Annotated in this window: 18 protein-coding genes; 14 read left to right on the top strand and 4 right to left on the bottom strand. The window is 51.5% G+C overall.

The genetic code is table 11. From position 1 onward, the window contains the following. The first annotated feature begins 2 nt into the window (after nucleotides 1-2). The 6 genes from JI741_RS13905 to JI741_RS13880 all read left to right on the top strand — a co-directional run bounded on the left by JI741_RS13905 (nucleotide 3) and on the right by JI741_RS13880 (nucleotide 7,128). Complete coding sequence (locus tag JI741_RS13905) at nucleotides 3-1,772, top strand: tetratricopeptide repeat protein (protein ID WP_202010430.1); 1,770 nt, start codon at nucleotides 3-5, stop codon at nucleotides 1,770-1,772. Further along, nucleotides 1,765-2,529, top strand: a complete 765-nt coding sequence (lolB1, locus tag JI741_RS13900) for a lipoprotein insertase outer membrane protein LolB1 (protein ID WP_202010428.1) — start codon at nucleotides 1,765-1,767, stop codon at nucleotides 2,527-2,529. Before JI741_RS13905 ends, lolB1 begins: the two co-directional genes overlap by 8 nt. Further along, on the top strand, nucleotides 2,516-3,697 hold the full coding sequence (locus tag JI741_RS13895; RefSeq protein WP_202010426.1) for a murein hydrolase activator EnvC family protein: 1,182 nt from the start codon (nucleotides 2,516-2,518) through the stop codon (nucleotides 3,695-3,697). The genes lolB1 and JI741_RS13895 overlap by 14 nt, the downstream gene beginning before the upstream one ends. Nucleotides 3,698-3,963: 266 nt before the next feature. Further along, nucleotides 3,964-4,167 carry a Sec-independent protein translocase subunit TatA/TatB gene (locus JI741_RS13890; protein WP_202010424.1) on the top strand — a complete coding sequence of 68 codons (204 nt, stop codon included), beginning with the start codon at nucleotides 3,964-3,966 and terminating at the stop codon, nucleotides 4,165-4,167. Beyond that, nucleotides 4,168-5,592, top strand: a complete 1,425-nt coding sequence (gene gatA, locus JI741_RS13885; RefSeq protein WP_202010422.1) for an Asp-tRNA(Asn)/Glu-tRNA(Gln) amidotransferase subunit GatA — start codon at nucleotides 4,168-4,170, stop codon at nucleotides 5,590-5,592. A gap of 108 nt (nucleotides 5,593-5,700) precedes the next feature. Further along, nucleotides 5,701-7,128: a lytic transglycosylase domain-containing protein gene (locus JI741_RS13880; protein WP_236676062.1), complete on the top strand. Its 1,428-nt coding sequence runs from the start codon at nucleotides 5,701-5,703 to the stop codon at nucleotides 7,126-7,128. Between the two features lie 35 nt (nucleotides 7,129-7,163). Here the strand turns inward: JI741_RS13880 and JI741_RS13875 are convergent, their stop codons facing one another. Further along, a complete protein-coding gene (locus JI741_RS13875; RefSeq protein ID WP_202010420.1) occupies nucleotides 7,164-8,846 on the bottom strand; it encodes a sensor histidine kinase in 1,683 nt (560 codons plus the stop codon). Nucleotides 8,847-9,129: 283 nt separating this feature from the next. Here JI741_RS13875 and JI741_RS13870 point away from each other — a divergent pair, with 283 nt between their 5' ends. The 6 genes from JI741_RS13870 to JI741_RS13845 all read left to right on the top strand — a co-directional run bounded on the left by JI741_RS13870 (nucleotide 9,130) and on the right by JI741_RS13845 (nucleotide 21,549). Further along, on the top strand, nucleotides 9,130-11,409 hold the full coding sequence (locus JI741_RS13870; protein ID WP_202010418.1) for an NADP-dependent malic enzyme: 2,280 nt from the start codon (nucleotides 9,130-9,132) through the stop codon (nucleotides 11,407-11,409). Nucleotides 11,410-11,623: 214 nt separating this feature from the next. Then, entirely contained in the window at nucleotides 11,624-12,217 is a 594-nt protein-coding gene (gene ruvA / locus JI741_RS13865) for a Holliday junction branch migration protein RuvA (RefSeq protein WP_202010416.1), read from the top strand. Between the two features lie 5 nt (nucleotides 12,218-12,222). Next, nucleotides 12,223-19,449 carry a T9SS outer membrane translocon Sov/SprA gene (gene sov / locus JI741_RS13860; protein ID WP_236676061.1) on the top strand — a complete coding sequence of 2,409 codons (7,227 nt, stop codon included), beginning with the start codon at nucleotides 12,223-12,225 and terminating at the stop codon, nucleotides 19,447-19,449. Between the two features lie 127 nt (nucleotides 19,450-19,576). Then, entirely contained in the window at nucleotides 19,577-19,951 is a 375-nt protein-coding gene (gcvH, locus tag JI741_RS13855; protein WP_202010414.1) for a glycine cleavage system protein GcvH, read from the top strand. 55 nt (nucleotides 19,952-20,006) lie between these two features. After that, nucleotides 20,007-20,891, top strand: coding sequence for a lipoyl synthase (gene lipA, locus JI741_RS13850; protein WP_202010412.1), 885 nt, complete (start codon nucleotides 20,007-20,009; stop codon nucleotides 20,889-20,891). A 151-nt stretch (nucleotides 20,892-21,042) separates the two neighbouring features. Beyond that, complete coding sequence (locus JI741_RS13845) at nucleotides 21,043-21,549, top strand: hypothetical protein (protein WP_202010410.1); 507 nt, start codon at nucleotides 21,043-21,045, stop codon at nucleotides 21,547-21,549. Here the strand turns inward: JI741_RS13845 and JI741_RS13840 are convergent. Together JI741_RS13840 and JI741_RS13835 are read right to left on the bottom strand one after the other, a co-directional pair. After that, nucleotides 21,546-22,943: an MBL fold metallo-hydrolase RNA specificity domain-containing protein gene (locus JI741_RS13840; RefSeq protein ID WP_202010407.1), complete on the bottom strand. Its 1,398-nt coding sequence runs from the start codon at nucleotides 22,941-22,943 to the stop codon at nucleotides 21,546-21,548. The two genes, JI741_RS13845 and JI741_RS13840, sit on opposite strands and share 4 nt — an antisense overlap. A gap of 33 nt (nucleotides 22,944-22,976) precedes the next feature. Further along, complete coding sequence (locus tag JI741_RS13835; protein WP_236676060.1) at nucleotides 22,977-23,282, bottom strand: acylphosphatase; 306 nt, start codon at nucleotides 23,280-23,282, stop codon at nucleotides 22,977-22,979. Between the two features lie 217 nt (nucleotides 23,283-23,499). Between JI741_RS13835 and JI741_RS13830 the strand changes: the two genes are divergently transcribed. Next, the gene (locus tag JI741_RS13830) at nucleotides 23,500-23,766 is read left to right on the top strand and encodes a hypothetical protein (RefSeq protein WP_202010405.1); all 267 of its coding nucleotides are present in this window, start codon (nucleotides 23,500-23,502) and stop codon (nucleotides 23,764-23,766) included. Beyond that, entirely contained in the window at nucleotides 23,763-24,413 is a 651-nt protein-coding gene (locus tag JI741_RS13825) for a hypothetical protein (protein WP_202010403.1), read from the top strand. The genes JI741_RS13830 and JI741_RS13825 overlap by 4 nt, the downstream gene beginning before the upstream one ends. A gap of 31 nt (nucleotides 24,414-24,444) precedes the next feature. Here the strand turns inward: JI741_RS13825 and JI741_RS13820 are convergent, their stop codons facing one another. Beyond that, entirely contained in the window at nucleotides 24,445-26,064 is a 1,620-nt protein-coding gene (locus tag JI741_RS13820; protein WP_202010401.1) for an NADP-dependent glyceraldehyde-3-phosphate dehydrogenase, read from the bottom strand.

Genomic DNA, 26,064 nt, shown 5'->3' with positions numbered 1-26,064 from the left:
AATTGAGAGGAAGAAGAGTTTATACCGTATTGGCCTTGACGACGGCGCTGTTGTGGACAGCGGCAGGGCCGGTAGTTGCCCAGCGCAAACGAAAAAACAGTGACGAACTCCAGGCCTCCGGCATTCGCCTGCGGGAAGCCGAGTTCTATTTCACTGAAGGCGAAAAATTCTTCATCCTCGAAGACTACGCAAAGGCCCTCCTCTACTATCAGCGCACCCTCGAAATCATTCCCGACAATGCCACCGTGCACTATAAAGTGGCCGAAGTGCTGTCGCAAAGCAACAAACAGGACGACCTGCTGAAGGCTTCGCTGAGCATGGAAAATGCGCTGAAGCTGGAAAAGAAAAACAAATATTTCTACCTGCTGGCGGCCAACCTCTACAGCAGCCTCACCAAATTCGAAAAAGCAGCCGAAACCTACGAAACCCTCATCAAAGAGGTGAAAGGCTCCGAAGAATACCTCTACGAGCTGGCCGCGGTCTACCAATATGCCAACAAGTTCGACGACGCCATCAGGACCTATAACCGGGCCGAAAATGCCCTTGGCGTGAACGAAGTGTCGTCTATACAGAAAATGCGGCTCTATCTGGAGCAGGGCAAAACCAAAGAGGGCATCGTTGAAGGCGAAAAACTTCTCAATGCCTTTCCCGACGAAGAACGGTATGCCATGGCCTTTGCCGAAGTGCTCGCGCAAAAAAACATGCGCGCCGAAGCCATCAAGTATCTCGAAAAATTTGCCGCACAAAACACCGACGCCGGAAACGTGAAAATGCTGCTGGCCGGCATCTACCGCGACAATCGCCAGGAAGACAAGGCCCGCCCCCTGCTTCTCACCCTTTTCGACGACAACACGGTGGAACTGGGCAGCAAGCTTATTGTGCTGGGGGCCTACAACACCGAGCTGAATCAAACCAAAGCCCACAACCAGTCGGATCCCGACAAAGAAAAATTCGCGCTGTCGCTCCTCGAAAAGCTGGAGAAGAGCAGCCCGTCCGATCCCAATGTCCACATCCTTGGCGGCGATCTTTATCTCTCCACGGGAAACACCCGCGAGGCACAACGCGAATATTTGCAAGCCATCGACCTGGGCAACGTGAACTTCGAAGTATGGGAAAACCTGCTGTATCTCGAAACGCAATCCGAACAATTCGACAACGTGATCAAACACAGCGACGAGGCCCTCGTGATGTTTCCCAACCAGGGTGTGCTGCACTACTTCAACGGCTATGCCTACCTGCGCAAACGCCAGTTCACCGAAGCCATTGCATCGCTGGAGCAAGCCAAGAAACTTTCGTCTACCAACACAAAATTGTTAAGCGAACTCAACAGCATGCTGGGCGATGCCTACAATGCTGTGAAGGCCTACGAAAAATCGGACAAAGCCTATGATGAAGCATTGCTCATCAACCCCAACAACGACGCCGTGCTGAACAACTACAGCTACTACCTGTCTTTGCGCAAAAGCAACCTGGAGAAAGCTGAGAAAATGTCGGCACTGCTCACCAAAAACAACCCCGACAATCCAACGTTTCTCGACACCTATGCCTGGGTGCTCTACACGCGGCAGAAGTATAAGGAAGCGCGTAAAGTGATCGAACGTGCCATCTTCACGGGCAATGCCAATGCCACGCACTTCGAACACTACGGCGACATATTGTTTCAACTCGGCGATGTGACCGGCGCGGTGCAGCAATGGGAGAAGGCCCGCGGACTCAATGCCAACAGTGAATTGTTAAACAAGAAAATTGCGAACCGGAAAATTTATGAATAAACGTCTTTGGCTTCTACTGCTTGCCTTCTCCGCGCTGATGATGTCGTGTAGTAAAAAAATCGTTCCCTCCACACCTCCTCCCGTGGCGGCAACACCCAAACCGGCACTCCACATCGACGAGATCGACTTTGAATATCTTCATGGCAAGGCCCGCATGATTTTGCGCGATGCCAAAAAAGAGCGCGAAGTGAAAGCCAACATCCGCGTGCGCAAAGACAGCGTGATCTGGATGACCTTTTCGGTGATTGGCGTGCAAGGCGGAAAAGCACTCATCAACAAAGACTCCATCACCGTGGTGAGCAATGTGGACAAGGAATACTATGTGTTTGACTATGCCGAACTTTCGAAGCGCTATAATTTCGAGATCAACTACGACGTTATACAGGCAGCCATGCTGGGCAACCTCATCAAGCCCCGCACCGACAGCGACGACATTTTACAGGAAAGCTCATTTTTCATTTTGAAACAACACGCCAACACCGTCTTCGTCGACAACTTCATTAACACCGCCAGCAACAAACTGGAGAAAGTGGAGATGAAAGAAAGCAACAGCTCCAATTCGTTGGTGATCAACTATTCCAATTTCCAGCCCGTAGGCCCCGAGTTGTTTCCCTACAATGGAACAATCAGCCTTTTCTATAAAACGGTTAGCGGCCTGCTGAACACCACCATCGTCTTTGAATACAACAAAGCCGAAGTGGGCGACAAAGAGCTTAAGTTTCCCTTCAACATACCCAAGCGATATGAACGCCGGTAGAAGTGCGCTACTCCTTCTGATCTTTGGTTGCCTGTCCTTTGCTGCCCTTGCGCAAAAAACAAAAGCGCAGCTGCAAAAAGAAAAACAACAAAATCTGGAGAAGATCAAGGAGGTTGAAAAAATCATAGAGGAAACATCCACCCAAAAGAAAAACTCCCTGGGCGAACTCACGGCGTTGAACCAACGCGTGAACGAGCAGGAAAAACTGGTTAGCTCCATCAAAGGCGAAGTGGGCCTGCTCGACAACGAGATCAGCGACAACAACGACATCATTCTGGTGCTGGAAGAAGATCTTGACGAGCTGAAAAAAGAATACGGCTCCATGCTCTTTGCCGCACAAAAAGCCAACAACAGCACCACCCGTCTCACGTTTTTATTTTCCGCAAAGTCGTTCGACCAGTTGGTGATGCGTCTTCGCTACATGAATCAATACGCCGACACCCGCAAACTGCAAGCCGACCAGATCACCAAGGTGCAGGAAGAATTGTCGGGTCACGTAAAAGAAATCCGCGTGCGCCGCGAAGAAAAAGCCAAGCTACTCAACGAAGAACTCACCGAAAACAACAACCTGGTTTCACTCAAGCAAAAACAAAATTCGCTGGTGAAGACACTGGAGAAAGAAGAGAAGAAACTGCGCAAAGACCTCGAACAAACAAAACAGGCCGTGGCCCGGCTTGACAAACTCATCGAAGACCTCATCAAGGAAGAGATGGAGCGGGCGGCGCGATCGAAAAAAGGCGAGAGCGTGGTGCTGTCGAATTCCTTTGAAGAAAACCGGAACAAATTTGTCTGGCCCGTGTCGTCAGGCTTTGTATCGCAAAAATTCGGACGTCAGAATCACCCGGTGTTGAAAGGGATTGTGACACAAAATAATGGCGTGAACATTCAGACCACGGAAAACGAAAAGGTGAAGACCATTTTCGAAGGTGAGGTCCGGCGTGTAGCATTCATCCAAGGTCTGGGCAGCACGGTCATCATCAAACACGGCGAATACCTCACCGTGTATGCGGGATTGAAAGAAGTGTTTGTGCGCAGCGGTCAGCGTGTCACCACCAACCAGGAGATTGGCAAGGTGTTTTCCAACAACGAAGGTGTGTCGGAGCTGCGTTTTCAGATCTTCAAAAACACCACGGCGCTCGATCCGCAGTCGTGGCTAAAAAACATGTAAACTTTGATGTGTAAGAATCTCTGCATTTCCATGCAGAAACCCGTGCCGGGAGACGGTGCGGTGAGCCGTTGTGCCCCATAACATGGTGAACGGGCGTTCGGCTCGACACGCACACCAAAAAAAGTCCTTTTCCGATCCCATCTTTTGACCTTAAAGGCAGATGGTTTAACCGCTGGTAACCAGGCCGTCAAGATCGGCCGGCGCATGCATTTGATACTACGCTTTTTTACCCTACTTTTGTCCTTACGATTTTAAATTTTAAAGCCATGAAAGCTACATTTTTGTTTTTAAGCGGGGTTGGTTTCCAGGAAATTCTTCTCATCGGATTGTTCATCTTGGTGTTCTTTGGTGCCAAGAAAATTCCTGAGTTCATGAAAGGTCTTGGAAAAGGCGTTCGCGAATTCAAGGATTCAGTGAAAGATGTGAAGAAGGACATCGAAGATTCGGCTAAACTTGACGACGGGAAATAAGTGTTGACCTACGCTACATTTCGGCAAATTCAAAACGATCTGCAGCACGGGAAACGCTCCTGTCAGGATATCGTCCGTTTTCATCTGGAAAACATCAGAAAGAAGAAGCATCTCAATGCTTTTCTGACGGTCTATGAAGATGAGGCGCTCGCCAGAGCCGCCGAAATAGATTCGAAAATTAAACTTGGTAAGGCCGGAAAACTTGCCGGGCTCGTCGTGGGCCTGAAAGACGTTTTGGCCTACAAAGACCATCCCCTGCAAGCCAGCAGCAACGTGCTGGAAGGCTTCATCTCCCAATTTAACGGCACCGCCGTGCAGCGCCTTCTCGACGAAGACGCCATCATTATCGGCCGCCAGAACTGCGACGAATTTGCTATGGGTTCTTCGAACGAGAACTCGGCCTTCGGACCGGTTTTGAACGACGCCGACAACACGCGGGTTCCCGGAGGTTCGTCCGGAGGATCGGCTGTTGCCGTGCAAGCCGACATGTGCCAGGTGTCGTTGGGATCTGACACAGGGGGCTCTGTGCGCCAACCTGCCGCTTTTTGCGGACTGGTGGGCCTCAAGCCAACATACTCGCGCATCTCCCGGTTTGGGTTGATCGCCTACGGGTCGTCGTTCGACTGCATCGGCATCTTTGGCAAGTCTGTGGAAGACGTGGCCCTGGTGCTGGAAGTGATTGCCGGACCCGATGAGCAAGACAGCACCGTGTCGCAGTTGCCCGTTCCCTCCTATTCGAAGGAACTGACACAGGCCGACACCAAAAAATACAAAGTTGCCTACGTGCGCGAGATTCAGGATTCGGAAGGCCTTCAGCCGGAAATCCGCGAAAACATTCTCGCCAAACTAGACGCCATCAAAGCCGCCGGCCATGAAGTGGAAGTGATTGATTTTCCTTTACAGGAATATGTGCTTCCCACCTACTACATTCTGGCCACGGCCGAAGCCAGCTCCAACCTTTCGCGCTACGACGGCGTTCGCTACGGACACCGCAGCGCGCAGGCAAAAGACCTGGACTCGCTCTACAAGAAGAGCCGCTCCGAAGGATTTGGCAAAGAAGTGCAGCGCCGCATTTTGCTGGGCACGTTCGTGTTGAGCGCCAGCTACTACGACGCCTACTACACCAAAGCCCAAAAGGTGCGCCGCATCATTCGCGACAAAACAAAAGAAATATTGAAGCACCACGATTTTATCGTGATGCCCATCACGCCCACCACAGCCTTCAAGCTGGGAGAGCACACGGATAATCCTTTGGAAATGTACTTGGCGGATCTTTTCTCCGTTCAGGCTAACGTGGTGGGAGTTCCCGCCATTGCCCTCCCTTGCGGGGAAGATAAGCAAGGGTTGCCCATCGGCTTGCAAGTGATAGCAGATGATTTTGAAGAATCGAAATTGTTGCATTTTTCGAACTCACTATTGAATTGACCCTTTGTGATGAGAACTGATTTTCGCTGTACCATTTTTTCCGCTGCCGATCGCATGATTGAGCAGTTGGCCCCTGTCAGCAAAAAAGCATGGATCGCTGCTTTGTGTATGACAACACTTTCGTTCACCGCCTTTAGCCAGGTGCCCGACTCCCTCGCGGTGGCCGACTCGCTGGAAGTGGCCGTGGCCGAAGAAGACATGTTGTTCAAAGAAGACACAGCCGACTTTGCCTACTTCGCATTGCCCAGCCAGCTTGAATACATTCCCGGCGACGACGATCCAGGAGTGCTCGCCGACCGTTTGGCATGTCTTCAGAAAAACATGCCTCTGGTCTACAACGAACGCATTCACGCATTCATCAACTACTTCACGGTGCGCGATCGCGAGTACACCCGCATGATGATGCGGCGCAAAAATCTGTACTTCCCCATCTTCGAAAAGGCTTTGGCAAAATACGGTCTGCCCGATGAGCTGAAATATCTTTCCATCATCGAGTCAGGCCTGAACCCCCGGGCCGTTTCACGCGCACGCGCGGTGGGACTGTGGCAATTTATGTCGGCCACCGGCCGTCACTATGGCTTGAACAACGACTGGTATATCGACGACCGCATGGATCCCGTGAAAGCCACGGAAGCCGCCTGTCGCTATCTGCGTGATCTCTACAGCATGTTTCACGATTGGGAACTGGCCCTGGCCGCCTACAACACCGGCCCCGGCAATGTGAAACGCGCCATCCGCAAGTCGGGCTACAAAAGAACATTCTGGGAGATCTATCCGAACCTTCCCCGCGAAACACGTTCGTATGTGCCGCAGTTTGTGGCCATCGTCTATGCCATGAATCACCTGGACGAGCACAACTTCTTCGACGAAGGAGAAGAGATGCTGCCCAAATATGACACGGTGGAAGTGACCAAGTTTCTTCACTTCGAAACATTTGCCAGCCTCACCGGCACATGCCTGGAAGATCTTCAACGACTCAACCCTTCTATTCAACGCAATGCCATTCCCGAAACCAGCAAGACCTACACCCTGTATGTTCCGCTGAATTCGAAAGAAAAATTATTGACAAACCGCTACGCCATTCTTGACTCGGCTTCGAAAGTGGGCAAGAAAGACCTGGAAGTGCTGGCCAAAAACACAGAAGGCTCCACCTATGGACGCGACCGTGTGAACTACAAAGTGCGCAACGGCGACGTGCTCGGTTCTATCGCGCTCCGTCACGGCGTGAAAGTGGCCGACCTGCGCAAGTGGAACAACCTGCACAACAACAACATTCGGGCGGGCCAGCGCCTAAACATCTGGTTGCGCCAACCTCCTTCGTCAAGCACGTCGGCCATCGCTTCGGCGCGCACCACAAAAACACCTGTGGCGCCCGTAACCATCCCCGGCTCCAAGACCTATGTGGTTCAACCCGGCGACACCTTGTGGGACATCTCCAAAAAATTTGAAGGCCTCACCGTCGAAAAAATCAAAAGCCTCAACAACCTGAACAATAGTCAGCTGAAGGCCGGCCAGAAACTGATTATCGGGATTTAAGTTGACTGTTGAATGCGGGGGTTAGCCGACAGGCTTCACCACGTCGTATTCTTGGAAGGATGATCGCGCCGCAGAAAAACGCGGAAGGTGGTTCCCTCGCCCACAACGCTCTCCACTTCAATTTTTCCGCTCACGGCAGCCACCTGGGTTTTCACCAGATACAAGCCCATGCCTTTGCCCTCCACGTGGTGGTGAAAGCGCTTGTAGAGATTAAATAGTTTATCCTGATACTTCCCGAGATCAATGCCCAACCCGTTGTCGCGCACGGCGATGACAACATAGTCGTCGTCTTCGCGACTGCGCACGTCGATGACCGGTGCTCGTTTGGGGTCGCGATATTTGATGGCATTGCTGAGCAGGTTGTAGAAAATACTTTCGAGATAGGGCGGCAAGGAGTGCACCGTTTGCGCCAACGAAAAATCGGTGGTGACGGTGGCATGGGTTTGTTTGATTTCTTCTTCGAGCGACTGCATCACTTTTTCGAACAACACGCGCAGGTTCACATCGGCCAGAATTTGCGTATTCATTTTCTGCACGCCCAGAATCACCGTCAGGTCTTTGATGACCTGATCAAGATCGTAGGTTGAGCGCACCATCAGTTTCACCACCTCCGCTACTTCCTGATCATCTTTCGCAAAATTCAGCACTTCCGAAAGGCCCACCAGCCGGGCCATGGGCGCACGCAGGTTGTGCGAAATGATGAAGGCAAATTGTTCAAGGCGACTGTTGTGCTCGATCAATTCGAGGTTGGCTTGCTTGAGGTCTTGCGTTTGGCGTGTCACCTCCAGCACCAGCTCGCGGTTGTGCCGTTGGATGAGCTCATTTTTTTCTTCGATGGTGCGATTGGCCAGCTGCACTTTATTGTGTTGCTCAGCCAGCACGTTGCGTTGCCGCTCAATCTCCTGTTGTTGCAACTGCAGCTGTTCGTTGTGCGAAACGATCTCTTCGTTTTGCGCACTGATCTCTTCGTTTTGGGTGAGTATTTCTACGGTGCGTTGGTGCACGGTGCGTTCGAGCAATGCGTTTTGTTCGAGCAGCATGGTGGCGCGCGTCATCTCCGATTTTCGAAGCTGCTCCGCCACCATAATAGATCGATTTGCCTGATAGGCCGTGTAGGCCAGCAACGGAACGGTGAACAAAAAAAGCAAGAGCTGCAACAGGTAGATGTTCTTGAGCGCACGCTCATAACGCCCTTGCGCCTGGCGCGAAATGTTGTCTTCAAATCCGTCGATGCGATCATTGAACGCTTTGCATTGTTTCCACACGGGAAAGCCGGGGTCGATGTTGAGCAGTTCGGAAAATTTGTTAAGTTGGCCGCGTTGCAAATATTTCATCATCACGCCGGTCACGTCAACATATTTGTGCACGCTGTCTTTCAGAACATACAGTTCGTTGAGGTTGTAGTGTTGTGCGGCAAGAGCTTTTTCCAATCCATTGAACGCGTTGTTCATGTCGGCGATGGCGGTGTCGCGGGCGTCGAGAAAGCTGGCTTTTTCCACGATGGCATAGCTGCGCACAGCCATGTCGAGAAGGTGAAGTGCGCGAATCACTTCACTGGCATTTACCTTGATGCGCTCGGCTTCTTCCTGCTGTTGTTTGTTGAAGGTGATGACCTGGTTATTGCGATAGATGAGAAGCATGTTTATGAGCATGAGCAACGCCACCAGGAAGACCACTGCATAGAGAACATAGCCTTTTAGCCAGGATACTGCCGCCATAAAACCAATTTAAAACCAAGCGTATGGTCCGATTAAGATCAGCATAAAATAGAACACCATCACTATGCCGGTTTCATCTTTGTAAAAAAAATTTAGAGATTGTTGTTGGCATTTTAATACGGATCCGGTTACATTTTTCGCTGTTGCCGCAAACCCATTTATAAAACCAATGTTGCTTAAGGGCATTGGTAAAAAAATCTACCAAACCAATACCGCAACATAAATCTGCAATCTTTTGCCGCCGGTTGTTATCTTTGGCCCTTTAACTTTAGCATAACACTCAATGTCAATCAAGATCAGAAAGCAGGACGCCCTGAATTTTCACATGCAGGGTCAGCCGGGAAAGATTGAAGTCGTGCCCACAAAATCGCTCAGCACGCAGCTGGACCTTGCGCTAGCCTACTCGCCGGGGGTGGCGGTGCCGTGCCTCGAAATTGCGGCCAACAAAGAAGATGTTTATAAATACACAGCAAAAGGAAATCTGGTAGCCGTGATCTCCAACGGCACCGCGGTGCTGGGCCTGGGCAACATCGGACCCGAAGCCTCCAAGCCTGTGATGGAAGGCAAGGGCGTATTGTTCAAAAAGTTCGCCGGCATCGATGTGTTCGACATCGAGATCGACGAAGAAGATCCCGATTCCTTTATCAAAATTGTGAAGTCGCTGGAGCCTACGTTTGGCGGCATCAACCTCGAAGACATTAAAGCACCGGAGTGTTTCAAAATCGAAACCGAATTGCGCGAGAAGATGAACATCCCCGTGATGCACGATGACCAGCACGGCACGGCCATCATCTCGGCAGCCGCGTTGCTTAACGCACTGGAAATTGTGGGCAAGAAAATGGAAGACATCTCCATCGTGGTGAACGGTGCCGGTGCGGCCGCTGTGAGTTGCACAAAACTCTACATCGCGTTGGGTGCCAAGAAAGAAAACATCATCATGTGCGACAGCAAGGGCGTGCTGAACACCTCGCGCACCAACCTGGACGACATCAAAAAACAATTTGTCACCACCAAAAAAATTGACTCACTGCAGGAGGCCATGAAAGGCGCCGATGTGTTTGTAGGGTTGTCGGTAGCCGACGCCATCACACCCGACGACCTGAACGCTATGGCGAAAGATCCAATCGTGTTTGCCCTGGCCAACCCCGATCCGGAGATCAACTATGAGCTGGCCATGAAAACCCGTCACGACATCATTATGGCGACGGGTCGTTCCGATCACCCTAACCAGGTGAACAACGTGCTGGGTTTCCCTTACATTTTCCGCGGCGCCCTCGATGTGCGGGCAACCGAAATCAACGAGGCCATGAAACTTGCCGCCGTGCATGCACTGGCAACGCTGGCCAAAGAACCGGTGCCCGACATGGTGGTGAAAGCCTATGGCGCCGACCAGATTCGCTTCGGTCGCGACTACCTCATTCCCAAACCGCTCGACACACGGTTGATCACCACCGTGTCGCCCGCAGTGGCAAAAGCCGCGATGGATTCGGGCATCGCCAAGAATGCCATCACCGACTGGGGAGCTTATTACAACGATTTGCAAAAACGCATCGGCATCGACCAGAAGCTGATCTCGCGTGTGATTGACCGCGCCAAAAAGCAACCAAAGCGCGTGGTGTTCACCGAAGCAACCCATCCCAAAATATTGAAGGCGGCGCAGATCCTCAAAGACGAAGGCATCGCACATCCTATTTTGCTGGGTAACAAAACTGAAATTCAACGCCTCATCGAAGAACACAAGCTCGACCTGAACGACTGCCCTGTTTATTATCCCCGCGAGGAAGAAGAAATGGTGAAGCGTTATGCCGCCGAGTTTTACAAAAAGCGTCAACGCAAAGGCCTCAACTACACCGACTGCGAGCGCCTGATGCGCGAGCGAAACTATTTCGCCGCCATGATGGTGGAGCACGGCGATGCCGACGCCCTGGTGAGCGGTCTCACAAAGGACTATCCGAAAACCATATTGCCATCGCTGCAAATTATTGGCACGGCCGAAGGCGTGAACCGCGTGGCGGGCATGTACATCATGTTTACGAAACGCGGCACATTCTTCTTTGCCGACACCACCGTGAACGTTGACCCCAACGCCCAACAACTCGCCGAGATCATCGAGCTGACGGCACACGGCGTGAAGTTCTTCGACATGGAACCACGCGTGGCCATGCTATCCTATTCAAACTTTGGAAGCTCGAAAGGCGAAGTGCCCGAAAAGGCAAGAGAAGCCGTGCGCCTCGCGAAGCTCAAAAATCCCGACCTCGTGGTGGAAGGCGACATGCAAGCCAACGTGGCCCTGAACACCGGCCTGCAGCAGGAAACATTTCCGTTCAGCGCGTTGGCCAATGAAGGTGCCAACACGCTTATATTCCCCAACCTGGCTTCAGGCAACATCGCCTACAAGTTGCTGATGGAAATTGGCGGCGCCGAAACCATCGGCCCCATTCTGCTGGGCATGAAGAAACCTGTGCACGTGTTGCAATTGGGAAGTTCGATTCGTGAAATTGTGAACATGGCGGCCATTGCCGTGGTGGATGCACAGCTGCACGAACAGAACAAACACTTATAGAAATTTCCGGACGGCTCACAGGTTGAGCATTACGAAACATAGCGGCGCGACAACAACGGCGTGATGCATTTTCGCAGCATCACGTGTCCGGGGTTTTTCGCGCCGTTTGTGTTTTGCGCGGAGATAGCATTCTATTCCTACCGGATTTGTGTGCTTCTTGTCTGCCGGGAGCACCTATTATTTATTCTTTCGATTAACTTAGCGGTCAAAAAAAATGATCGCTTTCCTCAAAGGCAGACTTGTGCACAAGGACCCGACCCACGTGATCATGGACGTGAACGGTGTGGGCTACCTGCTGCACATCTCCCTTCAGACGTTTTCCGAAATCAAAGACCAGGAGAATATCATGTTGCACACGCACCTCAACATACGCGAGGATGCGCATGTGTTGTTTGGATTCAGCAGCGAAACCGAGAAGAAACTTTTTCAGCAACTGGTGTCGGTGAGTGGTGTGGGGCCGAGCACGGCCATTGTCATGTTGTCGTATATGAACAGTTCGGAGTTGAAGACGGCCATTGTGCGCGAAGATGCCGCTGCCCTGCAGGCCATCAAAGGCATTGGCGGCAAAACTGCGCTGCGGGTCATCATTGAATTGAAAGACAAACTGAAGAAAGAAAGCTGGGAAGAAACACAGCCGTCTATTTCAATGGGGCCTCACAATACCCTGCGGAAGGAGGCGTTATCAGCTTTGCTCACACTCGGCCTGCCTAAGGCGGCGGCAGAGAAAAGTGTAGATACCGTCCTGAAAAAATCAGGAAATACCATTACCTTAGAAGATTTAGTTAAGCAGGCCCTAAAAAACGCATAGTACGTTTGACTGTCTCTACTCGGAAGCATCAGGTTGCTCTTACGCTTGGCCGGTTGTTTGTAGCATGGCTGAGTTTTTTGCTCGTTTCTCATATGGGATTCGGCCAGGTCAGGCCTACGCGCCAAAACCCTGCCGACACTACCAAAAGAGATGCCTACACCCCTAGCCGTCGCCCGACTTATCGGGCCACAGACCGCTATGGCGATCCATTTTCAAATACCACCACCGCGTCGCCCCTCTACCTGAAGGATCCCAACCAGATGAAACTGGATGTGGACATCGACACGGCCATGAACTATACCATCTACGAAAAGATCGGTGACCTCAACTACCGGCCCGCGTCGAGCATGTCGTTCTCGGAGTTCAAGCAATATCAGGACCGCCAGATTCTCAAAAGCTATTGGAAGGGACGCGCCCGCGCCCAGGATGGCGAGAGCGCCGTGAGTGGCCGCAGCCTCATCCCCAAAATATTTATCAGCCCCGTGCTCGACCGCATCTTCGGCGGAAGCTACGTAGAGCTTGTGCCCCGCGGCTTTGTGACCCTTGACTTAGGCGCCGCGTTTCAACGCCTCAACAACCCCAACATTCCCATACGCCAGCAACGCAACGGCGGGTTTGAATTCGACCAGCAAATCAACATGAGTGTGGTGGGCAAAGTGGGCGAGAAGCTGGCCGTGACCGCCAACTTCGACAACAACAACTCGTTCGACTTTCAGAACAACATGAAGGTGGAGTATACCGGCTTCAAGGAAGACATCCTGCAAAAGCTGGAAATCGGAAACGTGAGCCTCCCCCTGAACAACACGCTCATTCAGGGCGCCCAAAACCTGTTTGGTATCAAAGCCAAAATGCAGTTTGGAAAACTCGACGTGACCGCCATCGCCACCACGCAACGCGGCAAGACAGCATCCATCAACCTGGGCGGCAACAACAACAGCGGACAGGGCCGGCCGTTTGAGTTCATTGCCTCCAACTACGACGAGAACCGCCACTTTTTCCTCGGACAATTTTTCCGCGACAACTACGAAGCCTGGGTCAGCAATCCGCCGCAGATTATCTCGGGCGTGAACATTACCCGCGTGGAAGTATACATCCTGAACCGGAACAACGACACGCAGACCCTGCGCAACGTGATGGCCTTTATGGACTTGGCAGAGCCCACGCGAATTTATAACTCGCAAGTGACGCCCACCAGTGTGCGTGCAAACGACAACAAAGCAAACATTCTGTTCGACCGGGTTAAAGGATTGCAACGCGATGCAGATGGCATCATTGATGCCGTGTCGGGTGCGGGTGGTCCTTTCACAAGCATGGTGAACGGCACCGACTACGAAAAAATTACCGGCGCCCGCAAGCTTTCCCCTACCGAATTCACCTTTCACCAACAGTTGGGCTATATCACGCTGACCCGCAAGCTTCAAAACGACGAAGCGCTTGCCGTGGCCTATGAGTACACCTACAACGGCCGCGCCTATCGCGTCGGCGAACTTTCGGATGACTATGCCAGCTTGAAAGACAACGAAGTGGTGTTCCTGAAACTGCTCCGTCCACGCAAAGTGGCCGTGCGCGACAACAACAAGAACATCTTGCCTACGTGGGATCTGATGATGAAGAACATCTACAACCTCAACGTGACGCAACTCGTGCGCGAAGGCTTCCAGCTGCGCGTCATCTATCGCGACGACAAAAGCGGTATCGACAACCCCCAACTGCAGGAGGGCACACGTGTGCGCACGCGACAGCTTGTGGAAGTTCTCGGCCTCGACAAACTCAACCCGGTGAACGACCCGCAGAAAGACGGGAACTTCGACTACATTGAAGGGGTCACTATCAATTCCACCACGGGGATGATCATTTTCCCGTTCCTGCATCCGTTCAGTAAAGGTCTGCGCGAAGCCTTCCGGGGTGAAAGCAACGAAAGTTATCTCATTCAGAAATACGCATTCGACACCCTCTATCACACCACAAAAGCAGACGCCGAACTGTTTGCCACCAAAAACAAATTCTACCTGAAGGGTCTTTACAGCGCCGGGTCATCGAAAGAAATTCTGATTCCCGGCTTCGGGGTGTCGCAAGGATCGGTAAAGCTATACGCCGGCGGCATTCCGCTGAATGAAGGAACGGACTATGTGGTGGACTATACGTTTGGCAAAGTCACCATCCTCAACGAATCTATTCTCAGCTCCGGAAAAAACATCGAAGTGAAGTATGAGCAGTCGGACCCGTTTGCGTTTCAAACACGAAGCTTGCTTGGTTCCCGTTTCGACTATCACCTCACGGACGACATAAACCTGGGATCGACTTTCCTGTATTACAACGAGCGGCCCCTCATCAGCCGCAACCAGATTGGAACAGAGCCTGCGCGAAACATGCAGTACGGAGTCGATTTCAATGTGAACAAAAAAAGCCGCATGCTCACCAAGATGGTGGATGCCTTGCCGTTTTTGCAAACCAAGGAACAATCGACCGTGACCATGACGGGTGAGTTTGCCCAGTTATTGCCGGGCACCTCGAATGTTATCGACGGCGAAGGCACAGCCTACATCGATGACTTTGAGAACACGGCAACGCCCTACTCACTCATGGCGCCTGCCGGATGGAAACTCTCGTCTGTACCCAAGTCCGACGACTGGGCCTATGATCCCAGCAACGGTCAGCCTAACATGATTGAAGCCGGTTTCAAGCGCGCCAAGATTGCATGGTATCAAGTGGACAATCAGCTCTATCGCGATGTCGGACAGTTTAAACCAAAAAACATTACCGACAACGACCTCAAGAACCACTATGTGCGCCCGGTGGGTCCGAAAGAAATATTCCCACTGCGTCAGCTTCCGCAGGGCATTTTCTATGAACAGATTTTTGATGTCGCCTACTACCCCCGCGAACGTGGCCCCTACAACTACAATCCGCTTCAAACATCCGAAGGTTTTCTGAACACTCCCGAAAGCAATTGGGGAGCCATTACCAATGCCATTCGCACGGAGGTGGATTTTGATAAAGCTAACATCGAGTATGTAGAATTCTGGCTGCTCGATCCGTTCATCAATTCTCAATACGGATATATCGACGACGGTATCACCGCCACGCCGCAGCCCAACAGAACCGGGGGCAAGCTTGTGTTTCAATTGGGAAGCATTTCGGAAGACGTGGCCCGCGACTCCAAGCATGCTTTCGAAAATGGATTGCCCCGCGACGGCAACCCGAATGCCGGCGGTGCGTCACAAAATGCCTGGGGCTATGTAACAACCCAACAATACCTCACCAACGCGTTCGACAACGATGCGTCTGCCCGTGCCTTCCAGGATGTGGGGTTGGATGGTATGTCAACAGCGACAGAGGCAACGTTCTTCCAGGACTACATCAACCAACTGAGTGGCGCGGCGCGCGACAAAGCGATACAAGATCCCTCGGCCGATAACTTTAAATATTTCCTGGGCTCCGACCTTGACGACGCCAACGCACAAATCCTGGAGCGTTACAAAAACATCAACGGTCAGGACGGCAACTCGCCCGTCATCACCGGTGCCGACGCTGTGACGCCCTCGGGCAGTACCATTCCAGACAACGAAGATCTCAACGCCGACAACACGCTGAGCGAATTGGAAGAGTACTATCAGTATGACATGGATTTGAAGCCGGGCGGATTGGGCATCGGAAAAGAATACATCGTGGATGCGATACAGACCGATCCTGCCACGTCACAAAATTCGCCTGAACGTGTTACCTGGTATTTGTTCAGAATTCCGGTGCGTCAGTTTGAAGAAAAATTCGGGAACATCGATGGGTTCAAGTCCATCAAGTATGCCCGCATGTTGCTGACCGGTTTCAAAGATCCGGTGGTGTTGCGTTTTGCCAACTTCCGCATGGTGGGCAGCCGTTGGAGAAGATATACCGACAACCTTTTGGAGGGCGATCTGAAGCCCGACCCTGAGCTTGATCCCAACAACTTCACCGTGAACGTGGTGAACCTGGAAGAGAATGCCGCCGCGTCCGAAAACAAATCGGGCTACGTTATTCCTCCCGGTGTGGTGCGCGACCGCGACAACACATCGTCGGTGCCACGCCAGCTCAACGAACAATCGGTGCAGGTATGTGTGGAAGGATTGAACGACGGCGACTCGCGCGCCATTTATAAAAACGCCTCGGTAGACTTGTTCAACTATGGCCGTGTGAAAATGTATTTCCACGCCAACAGCACCGCCAACGACGGCGACCTCCATGCTTTCCTCCGCATGGGAACAGACTTCGATCAGAACTACTACGAAATTGAAATTCCCCTGAAGATCACGCGCCCCGTAGAGTCGACCGACCCGAACGAGATCTGGCCTTCCGAAAATGATATAGACATTGCGTTGGATGAACTCTATGCGCTGAAAGCACAACGCGATCGCGAAGGGTTTCCGTTGACAGAACTCTTTCCACGCGAAGGACCAAAACAAGTAGACCGACATCTCATCCGTATTTTTGGGCGACCTGATCTGAGCAGCGTGCAGGTGTTGATGATTGGTATTCGCAACCCCAAAACTGCCGACCGCAAAACATTGTCGGCCTGTATCTGGGCCAACGAACTGCGCGTGACCGACTTCAACCGAACGCCGGGCTGGGCCGTGAGTTCCACCATCAGCGCCAAGCTGGCCGACTTCGCCACGGTGACGGGAGCGTTCCGCCACACCACCTTTGGCTTCGGCAACGTGAGCTCCAAAATTTTTGAACGCACCCGCGACGAAACCACATCATACGACGTATCGGCCAACGTGAATGTTGACAAACTGCTGCCCGGAAACACGGGCATCAAAATTCCCATGTTCGCCAGTTTCCAGAACACCACGATCAATCCCAACTATGATCCGGCCAACCCAGACATGAAGATTGACGCGGCACTGAAATCGTTTAACACCGACGACGAGCGAAACGCCTATCTCAAACTTATTCGCGACCAGGAAACACGACGAAGTTTGAACTTTATCAACGTGCGAAAGGTGAAGACCCGGGCAGATGCACCGATACGGCTATGGGATATCGAGAACTTTGCGTTCAGCTATTCCTATAGCGAAGCGATGCGTTCCAATTTCACTATCAAAGAGTCTGTTCAAAAGCAATACAAAGGATCGATTGCCTACACGTTTTCGCCCAAGAACACGGGCATCGAGCCGTTCAAAAATTCGACAGGGTTGAACTCGCCGTGGCTGAAGGTTGTGAAAGATTTTAACTTCAGCCTCATGCCCAGCAGCATCGGCGTGCGTCTTGACCTGGACCGGTCGTTTGGGAAAAATGTGTATCGCAACGACGGTTTTGTGTCGGCACCCAACTACCTGAAGTATTTCACCTTCAACCGGCAGTATAACGTGCGCTGGAACCTGTCGAAGAATTTGTCGTTCGACTACAACTCGCGTATGAATGCCATCATCGACGAACCCGATGGCGAAGGCGATTCGGTGCGCGCGGAGATCAAAAAGAACCTGAAGAAACTGGGCCGGGCCAAACTGTTCGACCAGAGCCTCACGGCGAACTATACGGTGCCGCTCGACAAGATCCCGGCAACGGATTGGCTGGGTGCCGACTATCGCTACAACGTGAGCTTTAACTGGCGCGCCGGCCCACGCAACGACCCCGACCTTCCCAGTCCCGTTGTTGGTCAGCCCGATATTGTTGTGGGTCTTCCCGATTCTCTCGATTTCAAGAATACGATCCAAAACCAGCGCGAGCAAAATTTCACGGGTCGTATCGACATGATCAAGCTGTATAACAAAATCAAGTTCCTGAAAGAACTGAATGCAGCCCCCAAGGTGAGCACGCGCACCAATCCCAAAGTTCCTCCCAAGCCATCGAAGGCCGACACCGTGAAGCAAAAGACTATGCCGGGCCTTGCAAAAGGTTTTTTCCGTTTGCTCATGTCGTTGCGCTCCATCAATGGAACCTACACACTTTCTGAGGGGACAATCTTGCCGGGCTTCCTGCAAACACCCAAATATTTTGGTATGGACCAGGATTGGAACGCACCGGGCTGGGGCTTCATTCTCGGTAGCCAGGATCCCAACATCCGCTTCAAGGCCGCCAACAACGGATGGCTTACAGACAAGAAGAGTTTGACGATGCCGTTCACACAACAGAAAAATCAGAGCATCAACCTGCGCGCCAACATCGAGCCATCGCCCGATTTGAAAATACAAGTTGACTTCAAGAAAGAAACGACCAACAGTTTCCAATCCATCTTCCGGAAAGACAGCACCGGCGGTTATTCTGATTTGAACCCGAGCCGCGGCGGAAGTTATCGCATATCGTTCAACACCATTCGCACGGCGTTCAACAAGAGCAACGGCGGTGTGGAGTCGGAAGTGTTCCATCAATTCGAACAAAACCTGGCCGAGATCAAGGATCGTTTCCGTCAATTCAGCGGCGCCGAGTTCGACTCCACGTCACAGGATGTGGTGATCCCCGCGTTCATTGCCGCCTACTCGGGCAAGGATGCAAAGACCATCAGTTTGTCGCCGTTCCCGAAAATTCCGATGCCCAACTGGCGCATCGACTACACGGGCCTCAACAAAATCAACTTCTTCAAAAACGCATTTCAGTCCATCACCATCTCGCATGGCTATCAGTCAAGCTACTCAGTGATGAACTACTCCAACTCTTTGGAGTTTAACGATCCCGGAAAGCTGGTGCTTAATCAACCCATTGAAGACTATAACCGCACCTATTTTGGTTCGAAGAATTCGGAGGGAAACTACACGCCGGTGTATGTCATTAGCCAGGTGCTCATCTCCGAACAATTCGCCCCGCTGTTTGGGGTGAACGTGCGCACAAAGAGTCGGGTCACGGCCAACTTCCAGTATAAAACCAAACGCGATTTGTCGCTCACCATATCCAATGCACAAATCACTGAGCTGGTCAGCAAAGACATCTCGTTCGAATTGGGCTTCACCAAAAACAACATGAAGCTGCCCTTCAAATCGGAAGGTCGCCTCATTGTGCTGAAAAACGACGTGACCTTCAGGTTGAACGCCACCGTTTCGGATTCAAAAACGATACAACGCAAAGTGGACGAGCTTAACGTGGTGACCAACGGCAACATCAACATTCAGCTTCGCCCCAACATCAGCTATGTGGTGAACCAGAAGTTGAATGTGCAGGCCTATTTCGAACGCACCATCAACGAGCCGCAAGTGTCTAATTCCTATCGGCGGGCCACCACAAGGTTTGGGGTGCAGATCCGGTTCAGCCTGGCGCAATAGCCAGCCCGGGACTTTTCCGGGGATAAATGCCCAACCAGAACCAGCGTTTCTTTCGTTCCGAACAGCCCTGTCATTTCCCAATCTTCCAATTTTCACCTATTTTTGGCACCTAAAATCCACGCAAACCATGAATATTCCTGATTCACTGAAGTACACCAAAGACCACGAATGGGTTAAAATTGAAGGAAATACCGCCACGGTGGGCATCACCGATTTTGCTCAAGGCGAGTTGGGTGACATTGTGTATGTCGACATCACTTCGGTGGGCCAGGAAATTGCCGAACACGAAATTTTCGGAACGGTGGAAGCGGTGAAAACTGTTTCCGACCTCTACATGCCCGTGAGCGGCAAAGTGATCGAACTGAACCCCGCCCTGGATGCTGCCCCTGAAAAGGTGAACGAAGATCCTTATGGCGAAGGATGGATGATTAAAATTGAAGTGAAAAGTGGCGTCGAAGGTTTGCTGAGCGCAGCACAATACAAGGAACTTATCGGCAAGTAAGGAGCGTTTGAAGGAAGGACTTTTCAAGGGTCCTTCCGGTTTTTAATATTCCATCATGATCGAGCTTCCCGTCATTTCTGCAGAACAAACCCGCAAGCGCAAGCCGGACTGGCTTCGCGTGAAATTGCCTGTTGGCCCCGACTACGCCCGTGTGCGCAAGCTGGTAGACAACTACAAACTGCACACCATCTGCGAAAGCGGCAATTGCCCCAACATGGGCGAATGCTGGGGAGCGGGCACGGCCACGTTCATGATTCTGGGAAATGTGTGCACCCGCAGCTGCACGTTTTGCGCCGTGGCCACGGGCCGGCCAAACGAATACGACGCAGAAGAACCCAAGCGTGTGGCCGAAGCCATCAAGCTGATGCAGGTGAAACACGCCGTGATCACGTCTGTGAATCGCGACGAACTGAAAGACCGCGGTGCCGAAATCTGGTATCAAACCGTGGCCGAAACCAAAAAGATCAGTCCCGAAACCACTATCGAAACCCTGATTCCCGACACCAAAGGAAACTGGGAAGCCTTGTATCGCATGATTGAAGGCGGCCAGGAAGTGGTGTCGCACAATATGGAAACTGTGGGGCGGCTCTATCGCATGGTGCGGCCGCAAGCCAAATACGAAAGAAGTCTCGAACAGATCAAACGCATCCGCGAAGCCGGCATGCGCACCAAGTCGGGCATCATGCTCGGACTGGGCGAAACCAAAGAAGAAGTTTTCAAAGCCATGGACGACCTGGTGGAAAACGGCCTTCTCATCCTCACCCTGGGCCAATACCTGCAACCCACCAAAATGCACCTCGAGGTGGCCGAGTTCATTCATCCCGACATGTTCGAGATGTATAAAGAAGAAGGATTGAAACGCGGCCTGCGCTATGTGGAGTCGGGACCGTTGGTTCGCTCATCCTACCACGCCGAGCGTCACGTGAACGTGCCCCTGTAAAAAAACGGCATCGAATTTTTTGAGGGCATAATTTTCTGATCAGGGTAACAATCCGAAATATTATTTCGGGATTTGGGAACTCTTTGCGTCAAAGCCTTTCCCGGTGTTCAGTTTTCTTTTTACTTTTGCAAAACTCCTTACTTACCCCACTGTGCTTCGAAAGTTCTTCCCACGCGACAAGAATTACGTCTTAGAAGAGGTACAGCTTTCCCTGGAAAAATCGCTCCTGAATTATTTGGTCGACTTTGTGAAGGTGGAATACCTCCTCCGTTGCAACCCGCTGGGCCTGAAAGACGACACCTCGCAAAAAATTCAATCGCATAAGGCGGCCCAATACGAACACCTGCACGAGTTCTACCTGAACCTGGCCGGCTTGTTCCGTTTCAAATATTACAGCGACAACCAACTGGAGTTTTTGTTCGATGGCAACGACGACGCAAGAAAATACACGGAAGAATGGACAGCCATGTTCAAGCGTTGGGTGAAAGAATTTTGCAAGCACGACAATTTTACCCGTGCCGTGCTGGAGCTCACCGTGTTTTATCCCGAAGACTACACGCCTCAGATGGCCGGCATGCGGTTGAGCATTTTCATCACCAAATTCTTTGAGGTGAAAATCGATCCCCACAAAGGGATCATCAAGAAAAGCGTCGCTTAGATTCCCTTAAACAATTCGATTTCCTGCAAGTATTTGGGCACCGTCACATTCCAGTGCAAGGTGTCGCGAATGGCCTGGGCATATTGTTCCTGTGCTTCTCCTTCGCCGTGCACGCATAGCGTGAGCTTTGGCTTTTCGGTGAAGCCACGCATCCATGTGAAAAGCTCAGCCCGGTCGGCATGGCCCGACATGGACGAAATGTGTTCGATCTTGCATCGTACGGGAACGTCTTCACCAAAAATGCGTATAGTTTGTGCGTTGTCTTGCAGATTGCGACCCCGTGTGCCTTCGGCCTGATAGCCGGCAATGAGGAATGTGTCTTGCGGGTTGCGCAGCCGGTTAAACATATGGTGCAGAATGCGGCCACCGGTCATCATGCCGCTCGATGAAATGATGATGGCATTGCTTCTCAATTCATTGAGCGATTTCGAATGTTCGGGCGATTTCACAAACACCAGCATGTTGGTTTCCAACGCATGGGCCAGCTCGTCGCGCGACGATTCCACTTTGTGATAGTTCGGATGTTTATAGAACAGGTAGGTGGTTGAAATGGCCATCGGGCTGTCGATATACACCGGCACATCGGGAATCTTGTCGTCCTTCATGAGCTTGCGGAAATAATAAAGCAAACCTTGTGTGCGCCCCACGGCAAACGCGGGAATGATCAGCACACCGCCGCGCGCAAAGGCTTCGTTCACCACGCGCGTCAGTTCCACTTCGGGGTCTTCGTAGGGACTGTCTTTTGTTCCATAGGTCGATTCAACAAACAACACATCGGCCTGTGCGATCGATTCGGGCGGACGCAACATGGCCTGTTGATAGCGGCCGAGGTCACCGGAGAAAACGATCTTTTTGGTTTGCGTATCGCCTTGTATAAATATCTCCGTGATGGCCGAACCCAACAAATGACCCGCGTCCTGATAGACAACTTCCACGCGATCGTGAATTCTGAATTTTTGTTTGTAGTCGAATGTCTTGAAGAGCGTGAAGGTTTTTTTGGCATCGTCCTCGTCATACAGACCTGTGGGTTCGGCATGTTTAGAGTAGCCCTTCTTGCGGGCATAGTTGGCTTCTTCGTGTTGCAGCCTGGCCGAATCGAGCAACATGATCTGCATCAGATCAGCTGTGGGAGGCGTGCAATAGATGGGGCCGTCGTAGCCATCCTTCACCAGCTTCGGGAGATAGCCCGTGTGATCGATGTGTGCGTGACTAATCACCACGGCGTGAATTTTTTTCGGATCCACGGGAAAATGATCCCAGTTGCGCAGTCGCAGTTCCTTTAACCCCTGAAACAATCCACAGTCAAGCAGAATATAGGTTCCCCCGATGTCGATGAGGTGACGCGAGCCGGTAACGCTTTTCGCTCCTCCTAAAAATTTAGCCTTTACATCCATGCTGAAAGATAAAGGAATGGGAAGATAAATGTGTTACCGGCGCTGCACGAAATCTGTAAAGTTGCGCGGTGCTATTTCTGTTATGTCGACCTGCTCCACAGTTGCACGTGGCGGCCCCTGCCTGCACCACAACGCCAGCGCATCAACGGCCTGCTCCTCGCCCTCCGCCTCAACATACACACTGCCGTCGGCCTCGTTGCGCACAAAGCCGTTCACGCCCAGCGTCCGGGCCTGCTGTTCGGTGGAGGCACGATAGAACACACCTTGCACTTTGCCGCGTATGCGAATGGCGATGTGTTTCATGTTAAAATTCTGCCCAGTAAAACGATCTTTATTCATATTCTTTCCCTGGTGTTTCAAAAATTAAACGAAGGGCTTATGGAAAAGCAAGCGAAATAGGAGTGCAATACCTTCCGTAAATGCAATTTACCAAACGCTTATGACTCGATAGCCAACGAATTTATTGAAATCTGGACCGCCTTTGAAAGGGATACTTATTTGCTTGAAATCTCAGGCAAAAAGTGCTAGGTTCGTCGTATAATAGTTGCTCAACAAAATGGATAGCAGAATTTTAGACTACCTGAAAGAGCCGATGGTGAAAAAGATTTTTCGGAAAATCTTAAGCTATCGCCTGTTGTCATTCTATCAGTTGCAAGAGATCGGGATTGAGACGACTGAAATCAAAATGATCCTGAGAGAACTGGAGCAAAGAGGCCTTATTCAAAGACAAGGTGCCCGCTATTCTGATTTCTCTATCATCGACAAATACTACCCTACAAAAGTAGGACTCGACGCCGAAAGGCAAGCAGAATTTGCAAGATGAGCGATGGTCATATCTCAATCATTTTTTCCCTCGTGTTGTCCCTTATTTTATCGTTGGCCAAGATAGCCCGTGATTCAAAGATCACCACGTTTCAAAGTTACTACACGTTCCACTTCGCGCTGTTCTTTTTCATTTTTTCCGTTGGCAACGTTGTGACCACGCTGGTCGCACAAAGCATAATCGAAAACAATATCTTAACAAAAGATCCAAATAGCATCGCGTTAAAAGGGCCGTTGTGGATTTGGTATACCTTCATAGGAGTCTTTGGTTTCGAATTCCTGATTCAAAAGATAAACGTAACATTTCTCGATCATGGGCTCCTATCTATCAACGACTGGATAAAGGATGCGAAAGCGAATGCTGTGGCTGCAACGCTGGAAAAAACAGCCGAAGGATTGGCGTCGGAAGAAATTAAACTTGCGCTTGAATTGCATCAACAGCTAGCGCATGATCATGGCAAACTCCACACCATTGTGCGTCACATCATTGGTGAGAAACTATACAGCAATGCACTACTGGAAATACAAGGACAGCCAAACATTAGCATTGAACTGGCGCTCGCAAACGTGGCTGCTTCTGTGGATAAACTCAAGGTAAGAGCTGTCCTTAAGTCAAAGCAGCAAAAAAAACCTGATTCCTCGACGTGAGAAATCAGGTTCTGCTTAGATCGTCTTATCCCTAAAAAATATAATCCGTACTCAAAAATGCCGACTCGCGATTGCGGATGATGGTGCTCATCATCTGTTTGTTTTCTTCTGTCGATTTTGTGGCTACGATGGTGCGAATGGAAAACACGCGCAAGGCGTCGGATACCGACAGTGTTCCTTCGGCTGAATCTTTGCGGCCGTTGAAGGGGAACGTGTCGGGGCCGCGTTGGCTTTGTGTGTTCAGGTTGATGCGGCCCACCTGGTTCACGAAGGCGTCCATGAGGTGAGCCACGCGTTTGGAGTCGTTGCCAAAAATGCTGACCTGCTGACCGAAGTTTGAATTCACCACATAGTCGATCACTTCCTGATCGTTTTCAAAAGGAACAATGGGAATGACCGGGCCGAATTGTTCTTCGGTGTAGAGTTTCATCTTGTCGTTTACCGGATATACCACGGCTGGGAAGAAGAATGAATGCAGGTGTTCGCCACCGCCATCGTTCACCACGGCACCGCCGTGTTTCCTGGCATCTTCCACCAGGCCATTCAGATATTCTACTTTTCCGGGTTCAGGAAGCGGTGTTAACGACACACCAGCATCCCACGGCATGCCCGGTTTGAGATCGCCCACGGCCTTGTTGAATTTTGCAATGAAGTCGGCAGCGATGCTTTTGTGCACAAACAAGATTTTCAAGGCCGTGCAACGTTGACCGTTGAACGAAAGTGATCCGGTGATGCACTCCGTCACCGCATTGGCGATGTCGGCATCGGGAAGTACCACGGCTGGATTTTTCGCATCCAATCCCAACACGGCCTTAAGGCGGTGCGATTTGGGGTGAAGTTTTTTCAATTCGTTAGCGCCTTTGTTGGTGCCGATGAATGCGAACACGTCGATGAGGCCCGTCTCCATGAGCGCACCCACCGTTTCGCGACCACGGCCGTAGATGATGTTGATAACTCCCGCAGGGAAGCTGTCGCGAAACGCTTCCAGCAACGGACGGATCAACAACACGCCGTACTTCGCAGGTTTGAACACCACGGTGTTGCCCATGATGAGCGCCGGAATAAGCGTAGAGAATGTTTCGTTAAGGGGATAGTTATAAGGCCCCATGCACAACGCCACGCCACAGGGCACGCGACGGATCTGCGCCGTGTAGCCCTGGTCTTCCACGAGTTTGGCTGCACTGCGGTCCATCTCTTTGTATACCTTGATGGTGTCGGCAATGTAGTCGCACGTGCGATCAAATTCTTTTTCAGAATCTTTCAGCGTTTTGCCGATTTCCCACATGAGAAGTTTCACCACCTCGGCGCGTTGCTTGCGCATGGCGGCCAGAAATTTTTCAACGTGCTCGATGCGTTCGGTCACGCTGCGGGTAGGCCAGAAGCCAACGCCCAGCGCGTAGGCTTTCACGGCGCCGTCGAGTGCTTCGAGGGCTTCCTTGGAGGTGAGCAACGGCGTGCTGCCGATGTTCTTGGCGACGATAGCATCGCCTTCCTTTACGTAAACCGGACTCAAAATCGGGTTGAGGCTGCCGGTCCAGGTTTTCAACTCGCCGTTGATGAGATACTCCCGTTGCTCGATGGGCTGGGCTATGCGATAGGCCTCGGGGATGGAGGACTCCGCAGGGAAAACATTTGCTAAGCGTTCGCTCAT

The sequence above is a fragment of the Chryseolinea lacunae genome, from assembly GCF_016735595.1.
Taxonomy (GTDB): Bacteria; Bacteroidota; Bacteroidia; order Cytophagales; family Cyclobacteriaceae; genus Chryseolinea; species Chryseolinea lacunae.
The sequence above is the reverse complement of the archived record's forward strand: the minus strand, read 5'-3'. Positions and strand labels throughout refer to the sequence as shown.

What these genes read in the sequence shown, in the direction of transcription:
- lolB1 (WP_202010428.1), top strand. Translation starts at nt 1,765, where the DNA reads ATGAATAAACGTCTTTGGCTTCTACTGCTTGCCTTCTCCGCGCTGATG.
- gcvH (WP_202010414.1), top strand. Translation starts at nt 19,577, where the DNA reads ATGAATATTCCTGATTCACTGAAGTACACCAAAGACCACGAATGGGTT.
- JI741_RS13820 (WP_202010401.1), bottom strand. Translation starts at nt 26,064, where the DNA reads ATGAGCGAACGCTTAGCAAATGTTTTCCCTGCGGAGTCCTCCATCCCC.
- JI741_RS13835 (WP_236676060.1), bottom strand. Translation starts at nt 23,282, where the DNA reads ATGAATAAAGATCGTTTTACTGGGCAGAATTTTAACATGAAACACATC.
- JI741_RS13830 (WP_202010405.1), top strand. Translation starts at nt 23,500, where the DNA reads ATGGATAGCAGAATTTTAGACTACCTGAAAGAGCCGATGGTGAAAAAG.
- ruvA (WP_202010416.1), top strand. Translation starts at nt 11,624, where the DNA reads ATGATCGCTTTCCTCAAAGGCAGACTTGTGCACAAGGACCCGACCCAC.
- JI741_RS13895 (WP_202010426.1), top strand. Translation starts at nt 2,516, where the DNA reads ATGAACGCCGGTAGAAGTGCGCTACTCCTTCTGATCTTTGGTTGCCTG.
- JI741_RS13870 (WP_202010418.1), top strand. Translation starts at nt 9,130, where the DNA reads ATGTCAATCAAGATCAGAAAGCAGGACGCCCTGAATTTTCACATGCAG.
- JI741_RS13840 (WP_202010407.1), bottom strand. Translation starts at nt 22,943, where the DNA reads ATGGATGTAAAGGCTAAATTTTTAGGAGGAGCGAAAAGCGTTACCGGC.
- JI741_RS13875 (WP_202010420.1), bottom strand. Translation starts at nt 8,846, where the DNA reads ATGGCGGCAGTATCCTGGCTAAAAGGCTATGTTCTCTATGCAGTGGTC.
- JI741_RS13825 (WP_202010403.1), top strand. Translation starts at nt 23,763, where the DNA reads ATGAGCGATGGTCATATCTCAATCATTTTTTCCCTCGTGTTGTCCCTT.
- JI741_RS13890 (WP_202010424.1), top strand. Translation starts at nt 3,964, where the DNA reads ATGAAAGCTACATTTTTGTTTTTAAGCGGGGTTGGTTTCCAGGAAATT.
- JI741_RS13880 (WP_236676062.1), top strand. Translation starts at nt 5,701, where the DNA reads ATGACAACACTTTCGTTCACCGCCTTTAGCCAGGTGCCCGACTCCCTC.
- lipA (WP_202010412.1), top strand. Translation starts at nt 20,007, where the DNA reads ATGATCGAGCTTCCCGTCATTTCTGCAGAACAAACCCGCAAGCGCAAG.